Below are 11,914 nucleotides of genomic sequence, written 5' to 3' on the forward strand. Positions count from 1 at the left end.
CGCCCCGCGGTCCCCGAACTCGGCAGGAACCGCGAGAGCACGGCCCACTCGGCATCGGACAGCTCATGACGACGTATCACGCCCCAGATGATCTCACTGCTTGATCATCTTTGAAGACGGGCCCTAGTAGCCGACAGCGCGGCACGCAGTGCAGCGGGAACCGTGCCTGCATTGTCGGAACCGGTCACGCTTTCCCCTGACTGTGCACTCGTCGAACAGCGGCCACAGTGCCACAGCCCCCCGCCGCCGACTACTCAATTCGTGCCAGAGGCAGGACAGCAGGGTAACCAGATCGGCTGGCCCGTATGCCTTCGCTGGTTCCGGCGAGGGCAAGCAGCGCCCGGGTCCTCGAAGCGGCCCTCGGTCTGGTCGGGCTCGGTGTCTGGCCAACCAGCGTGTCCCGTTTGGCCAACAAGGCTGTCCCGTTGGCCAACTATCGAGTCCCGGCACATTGGTGTGCCTGTGCACGCTAGTTGGCTAAACGATGCAAGGTAGTTGGCCGGGGCTGTGAAAGGGCGGCCGCACCGTCGTGGCTCCGGCACCGACAGCGGGCACCGAGCCGCCGGTTCAACCCGGCAAATTCCGTGGCGGGTGTGTGCGCGTCGTGCGACGCTCCTCGGCGTGCACACTGTCCTGCGGAACCTGGCCAGCAATCCGGCGTTGCGTCCCGAACACGTCGACGCCCTGATCGCCCACGGTGACCCCGATGTCCTGCTGGAACTGCGCCTGCAGCCGGAGCTGACGCCTGGACAGCTGGGCGCCCTCGTAGCGACCGGCGGACGGCAGGCGTTCCTCGACCTGATCAGATCCGGGGCGATGCCGACGGACCGGATCCCCGAGGACGACCCGTTGGCAGAGCTGGCCGCCTTCGGCCGACCGGACCCCGCCGGGCGCAGGATCAGCCGTCTCCTGGCCTGTCCTTCCGTGGAGGTCCGCTGCGGGCTCGCGGAAAACATCGGCCACGACTACGACATCGCCGAGAACACGCTCACCAGCGAGCGCCGCGCCGCGATCCTGACGCTTGCCCAAGACCTGGACTGCGCGGTGGTCGCCGCGACGGTCCGGCTGTTGGAAGACCTTGGCGAACCACAAACCCGCCACCGCACCGAAGCGTGCGTGCGGATCGCACTCGCCCTCTCCACCACCGACGGCGAAGTCCTGCGCAGCCTCCTCATCGCAGACGGGCCAGCGCCCCTGACCCCGTGCCCGCACCACCCCGAGCCAGCGGCGGCCCTGACGGAACTGCGCCGCACCGCCATCGGGAACCGACTGGCGCCGGCCGAAGCGGTAGAGGAACTCCTCGACGCCACCTGGCCCGCCCTGGCCGTCCCGGCCGCTAGCTACTGGAGCGGCCTGCGGCCCGAGACCTACCAGCGACTCACCGCCCTGGGCGATCCCCAGATCACCGCCCGCGTAGCGGGCAACAGGGGCGCACCCACCGAACTGATCCGCCACCTCTACGACGCCCAGGACGGCCGCTGGCGCAGCAACGTCCTCAGCAACCAGACAACGATCCCGATCGACCTGCTGGTCCGCGAAGCTCTCACCGGCGGTAGCGGCGGAGGCCTATTCCATCAGGACCTCGACGGCATGATGGCCCTGGCCGACCATCCCGACCCCCGCGTCCGGAAGCTGGCCCTCGGACACGTCCGGCTGCGCCCCGAGGTACGCACCAGACTGATCAGCGACCCGGACCCCACGGTGGCCTTCCTCGCCGTCATCTACACCCGTGACCCCGACCAATTCCGCGCGGCCGCGCACCGGTACGGGCCCAGCAGCCACACCGACCTCGCCCTCACGATGTCCTGCCCCCCTGACCTGCTGCTCACCATCGCACAAGACCGCGACAGTCCATTCGAGGCCGCTCTGGCCGTCGCCTGGAACGAGAATGCGACAGCTGCTGCCCTCGCGGCCTGCCTGAGCAACCATCCAGGGCCGGAAATGGATCAAGCGGTGGCCGAGAACCCGGCGGCGTCGCCCGAGCAGCTCTGCCAGGTGGTCCGGGGAGGCGATCTACAGACCTGGCGAGCAGCCGCCAGCAACCCACAGTTGCCGCCCCAGGCAGTCGACATGATCCTCGCAGCCGCTCTCAGTCCTTGAACCCCCAGCCACGCGCGGCTGAGGCTGACGGGGCGCGGGCACGTTCCCACCGGTCACCCCAGCCACCCCTCCCGAGGGCTCCTAGCCAGATCCTTGAGGCGATTCCACGCCAGTCGCTCCACGACCCTGGTCAACAAGGCTGATCAGTCTGGCCAAGTAGCTCGCTCAGATGGCTGTGCCTGGACTCGATAGTTAGCCAAACGGGACATGCTAATTGGCCAGAGTGACTCGCAAGGTCGGTCGACTGGGTGGTTCACACGTACGGGGTCACTGATGAGGCTTGCCCTTCGGTAGGTGCTGGGCGGGGTGCTGTGCTGGCGGTATGAGTGCGAGCAGCACGCTGGGGACCGGCTTTGGGTCGGTGGTGTGGTCGGCGTCCTGCACGGTGGATGACCTGCTGGTCGCGTACGAGCCGGGGCCAGCTGACGGCGCTGGCCTCGATGTCGGGCCGGGGTGGAAGCGGCGTTGGACGACGACGTGGTGCCTGGACGGGGCCGAGCTGGTGTGTCCGGTGGCCGAGTTGGAGGGTGTGCCGGTCGGGCGGACCCGGCCGGTGCGGGGGTTCAGCTGGCATCCGCGGCAGGGTCACCGTCCGGGCCTGGAGCTGTTGGTCTCGACGGGCCGGTTGCACGGGTTCGAGAGCCTGGAGGAGCGCAGGTTCCTGCGGGCGGCGGACTTCGCGGGCTCGGTGCGGGACGTTCTGTCGCAGCCGTTCCGGCTTCGGTACCGGGCGGCCGGCCGCAGCCGGACCCACATCCCGGACTACCTGGTGGTGACGCGGGGCGGCCGGTGGCTGGTGGACGTCCGGCCGCTGCACTTGGTCAAGGACGTGGACCGGCCGGGTTTCGTGGCGGCAGCGGAGCTGGCCCGGACGGTGGGCTGGCAGTACAGCGTGGTGGCCGGCTGGCGGCCGCACGTGAGCGGTGCCATCGAGGCGTTGCGGGCCGAGGCCCGGCCGATGAGCCACCTGCTGGACCTGCAGGAGCGCATGGTGGCGGTGCTCGCCGATGGCGCGATGCCGTTCGGCGACCTGGTCCGCGCGACCTCGTTCCCGGTGATGGCGCGGGCGCACGCGCTGCACCTGTTGTGGCATCGGCGGATCGGCGTGGACCTGGCCGAGCCGCTCGGGGACGGCTCGGTCGTCGCGCTGGCGGGCGGTGCACCGCGGTGAACGGCCACGTCGAGGTCGGGCCCGGGGCCGTGCTCCGGCTTGAGGACGGTGAGTGGACCGTTCGGGACGTGCTGACCGCCTTCGGCGAGGTGGTGCTCGTCAGCGCCGATGGCGGGGTTCGGGTCTGGCCCCTGGGCCTGCTGGCGGGGAAGGTCCGCAGCGGTTCGGGACCGACGGTGGCGCGCGAGGACCTGAGCGAGGACCAGCTGGTGCTGCTGCGGATCAGGGTGGCGCACGCCCTGGAAGCGGACTGCGGCTTCCGCAGCGGCGATCCGGCACGGCCGGAGCCAGGAGAGCCGCGGGAGGGCTACGACCCGCTGGTGACGACGAAGGAGCAGAGGCTGGGCCGCAAGGTCGCCGAGTTGGCCGGCCTGCACCCGGCGGAGGCCAGCCGGCTCGGTCTGGAGCGGGTCAGCGAGCGGACGCTGCGACGCCTGGCCGGGCGGTGGCAGGACGGCGGGCAGCGGCTTGAGGCGTGCGCGGACGGGCGGTGGTTTCGGGCCTCGCCGGGCCGGACGTCGGTGAGCGCGCAGGTGGAGGAGGCGATCGAGGCGGTGCGGGTCGAGTGCCTGCACCGCTCCCGGGTGAGTATGCGCACCCGGGAGAAGCTGATCCACCAGTACGTCCGGGACAGGTTCGGTGACCAGGCCGTGGTGCCGAGCTACACCACGCTGTCGCGGGTCTGGCAGGAGTGGTACGGACCGGGCGGGACGCGGCAGCGCTACCAGCGGTCGGCCGCGGCGATGGACGCGGGCGGCTCGTCGATCCTGATCACCCGGCCGGGACAGGTCGCGGCGCTGGACACCACGCCGCTGCCGGTGCTGCTGCGTGAGCACGCCTTCGGTGACGCGGTGAGCGCACACCTGACCTGGGCGATGGACGTGTTCACCCGCTCGCTGGTCGCCTTCCGCCTCACCCTGGGTTCGGACACCGCGGTGGATGTGGGGCTGCTGCTGCGGGACGTGATGCTGCCGCTGCCGATGCGGCCGGGGTGGAGCGAGGACATGGCCTGGCCCTACCCCGGGGTGCCGGCGGCGGTGGTGGCCGAGTTCGCGGGCTACGAGGTGGCCGGCCTGCCGTTCTTCGCGCCGGACACGGTGACCACCGACCACGGCTCGGTCTACAAGTCCCACCACCTGGTCGAGGTCGAGCAGCGGCTGGGCTGCAGCATCCTGCCGGCCCGGATGATGCGGGCGACCGACAAGGCGGCGTGCGAGCGGGCGTTCCTCTCCGCGCAGACACTGTTGTTCGAGTCCCTGCCGGGCTTTCGCGGTGTCGACGTCGCCGACCGGGGCGCCGACCCGGAGGGCGACGCGGTGCTGACCCTGGCTCAGATGGAACACCTGATCGCGACGTGGATCGTGGGGACCTGGCAGAACCGGCGCCTGGGCGAGCACGCCCCGCCCTGGGCACCGAACGAGCGCCACAGCCCCAACACGCTGTTCGCCGCCTCCTTCGCACAGGGCGGCTTCGGCCTGCGGATCCCCTCGTCCGACCTCTACTACGGCGTCCTGCCCGCCAGTTACGTCAAGATCCACCGCAAGCGCGGCGTGAAGATCAGAAGCCTTTGGTACGACGGCCCCGCCGTCGACGACTACCGGGGCAAGCCCTCGCAGCGGCGAGGCCGGCATCCGGGCCTGTGGCGGATCCGGCACGACCCGCGCGATCGCCGCGAGGTGTTCTTCGAGGACCCGGTCACCGGCCACTGGCACCCGCTGCGGTGGACCGGCCTGCCGCCCGAGGGCGAGATTCCGCCGTTCTCCGACGCGAAGGTCGAGGAGATGATCGCCTTGGCCCGCGACAGCGGGCTCGTCCCCGTCGACGACCGCGACCTGCTGCCGGTGCTCCTGGACCTGCTGGACGAGCACGCCCCGGTGGACAACTGGCCGGGCCGGGCGGCGAAGGAGGCGGGCGGAAAGCGGCGCCGGGCGGGCCAGGCCCGGGAGGAGAGCCGGGCGCTGACCGCTGAGCGGGACCGGCGCTGGCCGCGGCAAGGCACTGTGCCGCCCGCTTCCGCCGAGGTGGTCGTGCTGCGGCGCGACCAGGTGGCGCGGGCCGTGGACGAGGACCGGCGACGCCGCCGCGAGCAGGCAGTTCCCGGGCCCCCGCCGCTGCCCGGCCCGCTCGGCAGCCACCGCACCCGTGACCTCTTCCTCCTGCCACCCGACGACGAGGGACAACCGGATGACTGACCTGATGGCCGACCGCCTGCCGCTGTTCGGCTTCGGCCCGGCACCGGACCGCACCACCTTCGAGGGCTGGCAGCACTGGCTCAGTACCCGCGGCACCTTCGCACCCGCGCCCCGGATGACGGCGGCCGAGCACGCGGCGCTCAGCCCGCGAGCGCGGGCTCTGCACGACCTCCACCGCGCCGCGACCCACGTGAACCTGACGCTCCAGCGGACCCCGATGAGCGACCGGGTTGCCGCGCTGATGGACAGCCGGATGCGCAACAACGCGCTCGACCTTGAACCCGGCACCCGCGACGGCCTGATGATCAGCGGCGGAGGATTCCAGGGCAAGACCGCCACCGCCTGCGACGTCGCCGCCGAGTTCGAGGGCCTCTGGCGCGGCCTCGGTCCGCAGCTGATGCCGCAGCCGGTGCCAGTGCCGGGGACCAGGGACCTCCTGGCACCGGTGGTCTACTGCAAGACACCGGTGCGGGCGACCCCGAAGGGACTCTGCCAGGCGATCCTCGACTTCTTCGGGGCGCCGCATCCCAAGACGCTGCACCTGTCGGTCCGCGCGGTCCGCGACCAGCTGAAGGCGCACAGCTCCGCCGTGCTGGTCCTGGACGACATCACGCGCCTGCGGATGCACAGGGAGGACGACCAGGACACCCTCGACCTGGTGCGGGACCTGATGGACATGAACGTCACGCTCGTCCTGATCGGGGTCGACATCCCTGGCTCGGGCCTGCTGCGGGAAGGACGGCACAACCGCCGCACCGGCAGGATCGTCATGCCCGGCACCAGCCGCCGCAGCTTCCTGGACGAGGCGGCCACCCAGACCGAGCGGCGCTTCGACCTGATCGCACTCGACCCGTTCGACTACGGCACCGACACCGGGATCGCGGCCTGGATGAGCCACCTCGCCGGCATCGAGGTCCAGCTGCGGCTGCTGCACGGACACGAAGGCATGCTCACCGGCGGCGGCATGCCCGAGTACCTGTTCGCCCGCACCAACGGCATCGTCGGCCTGCTGAAGCGCCTGATCGTGGACGGATGCGACCACGCCATGCGCACCGGCGCGGAGCGGCTCACGCCCCAGCTGCTGGCGGAGGTCAACATCGGCCTGGGCAACTTCCCCGACCGTGACCCCGACGCGGGAGAGATCCCGGACATCCCGCCCGCGACGGCTGTCCCGGCCGGGCCTGTCCCAGGACAACGTCGACGCGGCAGGCCCCGCAACACCGTCTTCGACGACCACGAGAACCGGGCCTCGGGGGAGTGAAATGACCTCCCGTCCCCTGCTGCTGAGCCTGGACCCGCTGGACGACGAGACCTTGTCCGGCTACCTGATCCGGCTGGCCCACCGCCACCACGTCGACCCCATCCGGATGCTGCGGAGAACCGGCCTCGCCGCCAGCGACGCGAAGATCGTCCGCATCCCGGTCCGCCTCGCGCTGGAGCTGGACACCGAGCGGGCCGAGCACTTCGGCCGCGCCACCCGCCTCGACCCGGCCGAGGTCAGCGGTCTGCTGATGGCACCGATCAGCACCCGCTACGGACCACTGGCGACCACACGCACGGCAGCGGCAGCCGACGGCCCGTGGGCGTTCACCGAGAACATCCGCTACTGCCCCGACTGCCTCGCCGGAGACGGAAGCGAGATCCAGAACCTGCACGGAGGCACCTGGCGCAGGACCTGGCGCCTCCCGGTCGCCTTCACCTGCCCGCACCACCGCCGGCTCCTGCGGGACTCCTGTCCCGACTGCGGATCCCCGGTCCAGGCCGGCGGCCCGAACAGTCTCATCGGACGGCCGAACGACGACGGCCTCCACCCCACCCAGTGCCGAGGGAGCTTGGAGTCGGCGGGCAAGACCCGCAGCGTCCGCCCGGCCTGCGGAGCCGACCTCACCCAGGCCGAGAGCAACGACTTCCGGCGCCTCTCCCCGCAGACGCGCCAGGCTCTCAGCTCAGCCCAGGAGCACATCCAGTCGCTGCTGGACCACGACGGCCCCACCACGGTCGGCAGCATCGGATGGGAAGTCCCCACCGCCCAGTACTTCACCGATCTGCGCGCCGTCACGGCACTGATCTTCATGAGCTGGCCGGAGGCGAGACCTCTCGTCGCCACACCCACGCTCGCCCAGGCCATCGACCCGGAGGCCGACCGCCGGCACACCGCCTTCAGCAGACTCCGAGCGGCCAGAGGATCTCTCGCCGGTCGGGCCTACTCGGACCCGCCGACGGATCCACTCGTTGCCGGCGCCGTGTTCGAGCTGGCGGCCCGGCTCCTAAGCAGTCCGGACGAGGTCGCAGCAGCAGCCGTTCTGGAACCGCTGGCGGAAGAGGCCCGCTACCGACACCAGTCCGTCAGCTACAACATCCGCCGGGCGCCCGGCACCTCTCTCCCGCTCCAGGCCGTCCTTCTCAGACCCGCCCGCCGGGCCCCCGACACAGCCACCACAACCCAGCGTCTCGAACGGGTTCCCGGCCTCACTCGCGTCTGAGCGTCTGGCCAACAACGCTGCACAGTCTGGCCAACTAGCCTGCCCAGTTGGCCAACTATCGTGCACAGGCACATGAGCAGATGGTCGTTGGCAGAGGTTGCTTCTGAGGTTGCCTCTGAAGTTGCCTCTGAGGTTGCCTCTGAGGTTGCCTCTGAGGTTGCTTCAGAAACCTTCGCCCGAAGGGTCATTCCCGCAGCTCAACAGCCATTTGTCCATAGGGACTGAGACGCCGACAACTTCTCTCCGGCATGGATGACAGGCAAAGTTCGGGCATAGGGCACCAGGGCGTCGAGCAAGAGCTGAGGAACAGAAGAGTCGGCGCGCAGAACAGGGGCGGAGACAAGATCCCGACAACCTGATGCTGCGCGCCGACGGCGTGATGGTTGATCCGCTGCGCGGTGGCCCGGCGGCACCGCTGCGCGGCGCCACCGGCCGGGGAGGGGGAGGGGACGGCTGGGGCAGCGGGGACCGCCAGGCGGTCAGTAGTCGCCCTCGGACACGGCAGGTAGCTGCGGTGGTCTCGTAGGGCACCGGCCGGGTCGCGTTGCACCGCCCGGCCGGTGCCCGGCTCCCGTTCAGTCCCAGCGGATGCCGAGTTCGGTCAGGCGTTCGGCGCGGGCGTGGGGGATGCTGGTACGGCGGCTGCGGCTGTTGGCGATGAACAGCCCCAGGCTGATCTCCACGGTGGTGCCGTCGGCCAGCTGAAGGGGTTCTTTGTGCTTGCGGGGGACGTTGAGGTGGCCTTCCCGGTCCCGGTACTGCGCGGCGGCGGTGAGGTTGCGTTCCTCCTGTGCGGCGCGCGGGACCTTCGGGGCGGGCAGCTGGTCGGGCTCGAGCGGGGTCAGGCCGAGGACGTGTTCGCACATCCACTGCTGGGCGGGGCCGAGCTTGTCCCAGCCGGCCTGCTGTGCCCGTGCCCAGGCGGACAGGTCTTCGCCCTGGACGACCACAGCCCCGGGCGCTGAACTGACCAGCTGGCTGCCGTCGGTGACGTGGCGCCAGGCGAGGGTGAAGCAGCGCTGCCACTCCACCGGCCAGGTGGGGCACCAACCCGGGTCGATCTCATCGACCGCCGCCTTCCGGTCGGCCGGGAACGCCCCCGTCCAGTCCAAGTCCGTCTCGCCCGCCTCCGCGCGGCGCTGGAGGGTTTCGGTGCGGCGCTGGGCGGTGCGCCAGTTCTTCAGGATCGTCCCGACGGGGCGCCCGTCCCACACGGCGTCGTTGGGCGGGCAGGCGTGGCCGTGTGCGGCGGCGTACCCGGCCACCGCGGTGAGGTTGTCGGTGAAGGCGGTGTCGAACGCCGACCACACCATGCCGAGGGCGTCGAGTTCGGCGATCCGCTTGTCGTCGAGGACGGCGGCGGCCTTGTAGCGGCGCTGGTCGGCCACCCACACCCCGAGCCGGTGCCCGGACGGGGCGCGGTAGGCGTAGGGGACCTTCGCGTCGCCGAACGCCTTGCGGTAGGCGGTCAGTTCTTCCAGGCCGCGGCGGAATTCCTCCTTCTCGGGCTCCAGCACGCGGGTGCGGACGAACGCGGCGATCACCGCCGGGTCGCGCTCGGTGGAGAAGCTGAGCAGCCGTTCCTCACCGCCGGCGGAGCGGACCTCGTCCAGGTCCCCGGAGTGCCGCGGCTCCCGGTCCGGGCAGGTCTCGGACTGCGGCAGGGCCAGGCGTTCGACGGCGGCTTCGTCGTGGGCCCGCAGGGCGAGGAGCACCTTCGCCAGCCCGTCGTAGGCCTTGGAGGTGAGCAGGTCCTCGCCGCTCTCCCCGGCGGCGAGCAGCACCGGCACCACGATCGTGGCGATCTTCCCGGAGTCGGGGGTGGTGCGCAGCGCCCGCCCGACGGCCTGGACCAGGTCGACCATGGAGCCGCGGACGTCGGCGAAGAACACGCTGTCGCACGCGAACGTGTCCACCCCCTCCGACAGCGTCCTCACTGACGCGAGGATGTGCCGCAGCAGCCGCAGCCCGTCCGTGGGCCGTACCAGCTCCGTGAACTCCTCCAGCGCGGCCCGCCGCTGGGCGGGGGTGTGGTCGGCCTCCAGCCAGCTGGCGCCGACCAGCTCGGGGTTGGGGTGCAGCGCCGCATCCTGCTCCCACAAGGTCCGGGCGACGTCCGGGAGGCCGGTGCTCATCGCCCGTGCTTCGGCGACCAGGTGGTGGAAGGACAGGGTCCGGCTCAGGTCCCACTCCGCGCACGCGGACAGCAGCGCGGTCTGCAGCGCCGCCAGCCGCGCCCCGCGGTACTCGACGGAGCGGACGTCCGCACCGCGCTGCTCCAGGCCCTGCAGCACGGGGTTGGCGACGTCGACGCACACGATCCGGTACGGGGCAACCACGCCGTCGGAAATAGCTTTTCCGAGCGGGTAGTCGTGGGCGACCGGGCTGTCGTGGACCTGGGTGGCGCTGAGCGCGCAGTGGGCGGCGATCTCGTCGATGCCGTCGGCGGGCCGGTCGAGCAGTGCCCGGTAGACCCGGCCGGCCGTGGCCGTGAGTCCCAGAGCCTCCAGCATGGTCCCCCCTCATGTGGTGGTTCGTGGGTGATGTCGTGTGCGGTGGCATACGAAGCGTCACGCATCCTGACAGACCTGCGCGTTCGATCACAAGATCGATTTTGCGAACTTTGGGGCATCCTCGGACCTATGTCCGAAGGATGCCCGCCCGCAATTTTTGATGAGCGCATGACAGTCTGTCTGGTGTCGGACAGTCCGGTTGGCGACATCCGGAACCCCTTCCGAGGGGGTTCCGGAACGACGAAAGTAGAGATCGCCGCCAGGGAGAACGACAACCGGGCGGCACCGGAAGAGGGTCAACCGCGGGACTCCTCGACCAGACCGACCGCCCGATCCCCCGTCACACCCGAAGGAAGACCACCATGACCAGCACCCGCATCGCCAAGGCCGCCGCGGTCCTCACCCTCTCGCTCGGCGCCCTGCTCCTGACCCCCGTGGCCGCCTCCGCCACCGACGCGACCACGGCCCCCGCCACGGCCCCCGCCACGGCCCCCACCACGACCCCCGCCCCGCCTGCCACCGCCACCACCGACAGCCTCGGCTGGGGCGGCTGACCGCGGATGGACATCGTCTACGCCTCGCTGCGCCGCAAGGGCGCCGCCGGGCGACCCCCGGACGGGGAGGCGGGAGAAGTCCAGGCCGCCCTGTGGGCGCACGCCAGACCCGCCGACGCCCTCCAGCACATCACCGTCCGCTGCGAGCCGGAACAGGTCGACCTGCTGCTCTACCTGCTGACCCGCCCCACCACCGAGGGTGGTTCCGTCACCGGCGTTGGACCTGCCACCGGCGCTGGCTCCGCCACCGGCGCTGGCTCCGCCACCGAGGGTGGTTCCGCCGCCGGCGTTGGACCTGCCGCCGGCGTTGGACCTGCCACCGGCGTTGGACCTGCCACCGAGGTTGGCTCCGCCACCGAGGTTGGCTCCGCCACCGGGCACCCCGCAGCCCCGGCCCTGTCCGAGGCCCCAGCGAAGGACCCACTGGCTGTCGCGTACAGCCTCCTCACCCGCAGCCACCAGGCGTCACCGATGCTGCGACGGCACTACCAGCCACCTGTCCCGCCCACGGCGCGCTGACCCTCTGCCCCTGCACCGCACCGACCGCTTCCCCTTGTAGGACAGCTGTCCGCCGCCGATCCGGCTGCCGTGATCCCCGGGCCCGCCCGGCCTCCTTCCCCGCGCCACTGCACCACCGCCCTCCCCACGGACAACCGCCCGTCCGCTTGACCTTGGCCCTACCGGTCCGTGCCGGCCCCGGCCGTCGGCCCCGGCCGTCGACCCCGGCTGTCGGCCCCGGTTGCCGACCGTGCAGCGCCCGGTGCTCACGCTCCGGCTGTTCCTGCAGGACAGCCGTCCACCAGCACCGTCTGGCCCTCCCGCGTGCCCGGCACGCCGCTTCGCCACCCGAACCGTTTCGAGAGGAACCCCGTCATGTCTTCTTCCCGCAGCTCCAAGCTCG

General features: G+C 71.2%; 8 protein-coding genes. 7 read left to right on the plus strand and 1 reads right to left on the minus strand.

Features of this window, described 5'->3' with window-relative positions; genetic code table 11:
- The first annotated feature begins 621 nt into the window (after positions 1-621).
- The 5 genes from QSK52_RS38405 to QSK52_RS38425 all read left to right on the plus strand — a co-directional run bounded on the left by QSK52_RS38405 (position 622) and on the right by QSK52_RS38425 (position 7,946).
- Entirely contained in the window at positions 622-2,100 is a 1,479-nt protein-coding gene (locus QSK52_RS38405) for a hypothetical protein (protein ID WP_285740928.1), read from the plus strand.
- Positions 2,101-2,422: 322 nt separating this feature from the next.
- Entirely contained in the window at positions 2,423-3,271 is an 849-nt protein-coding gene (locus QSK52_RS38410) for a TnsA-like heteromeric transposase endonuclease subunit (protein ID WP_285740929.1), read from the plus strand.
- A gap of 68 nt (positions 3,272-3,339) precedes the next feature.
- The gene (locus tag QSK52_RS38415; RefSeq protein ID WP_285740930.1) at positions 3,340-5,463 is read left to right on the plus strand and encodes a transposase; all 2,124 of its coding nucleotides are present in this window, start codon (positions 3,340-3,342) and stop codon (positions 5,461-5,463) included.
- Positions 5,456-6,724, plus strand: a complete 1,269-nt coding sequence (locus QSK52_RS38420; protein WP_285740931.1) for an AAA family ATPase — start codon at positions 5,456-5,458, stop codon at positions 6,722-6,724. Before QSK52_RS38415 ends, QSK52_RS38420 begins: the two co-directional genes overlap by 8 nt.
- Before the next feature lies 1 nt (position 6,725).
- A complete protein-coding gene (locus QSK52_RS38425; protein WP_285740932.1) occupies positions 6,726-7,946 on the plus strand; it encodes a TniQ family protein in 1,221 nt (406 codons plus the stop codon).
- 575 nt (positions 7,947-8,521) lie between these two features.
- Here the strand turns inward: QSK52_RS38425 and QSK52_RS38430 are convergent.
- Positions 8,522-10,459 carry a Helicase associated domain protein gene (locus tag QSK52_RS38430; RefSeq protein ID WP_285740933.1) on the minus strand — a complete coding sequence of 646 codons (1,938 nt, stop codon included), beginning with the start codon at positions 10,457-10,459 and terminating at the stop codon, positions 8,522-8,524.
- A gap of 362 nt (positions 10,460-10,821) precedes the next feature.
- Between QSK52_RS38430 and QSK52_RS38435 the strand changes: the two genes are divergently transcribed.
- Both QSK52_RS38435 and QSK52_RS38440 read left to right on the plus strand, forming a co-directional pair.
- Positions 10,822-11,013 (plus strand): hypothetical protein, encoded by a 192-nt coding sequence (locus QSK52_RS38435; RefSeq protein ID WP_285740934.1) that lies wholly within the window; start codon positions 10,822-10,824, stop codon positions 11,011-11,013.
- 6 nt (positions 11,014-11,019) lie between these two features.
- Positions 11,020-11,532, plus strand: coding sequence for a hypothetical protein (locus tag QSK52_RS38440; RefSeq protein WP_285740935.1), 513 nt, complete (start codon positions 11,020-11,022; stop codon positions 11,530-11,532).
- The last annotated feature ends 382 nt before the right edge of the window (positions 11,533-11,914 follow it).

It is taken from the genome of Kitasatospora phosalacinea (genome assembly GCF_030268885.1).
GTDB classification, from domain to species: Bacteria; Actinomycetota; Actinomycetes; order Streptomycetales; family Streptomycetaceae; genus Kitasatospora; species Kitasatospora phosalacinea_C.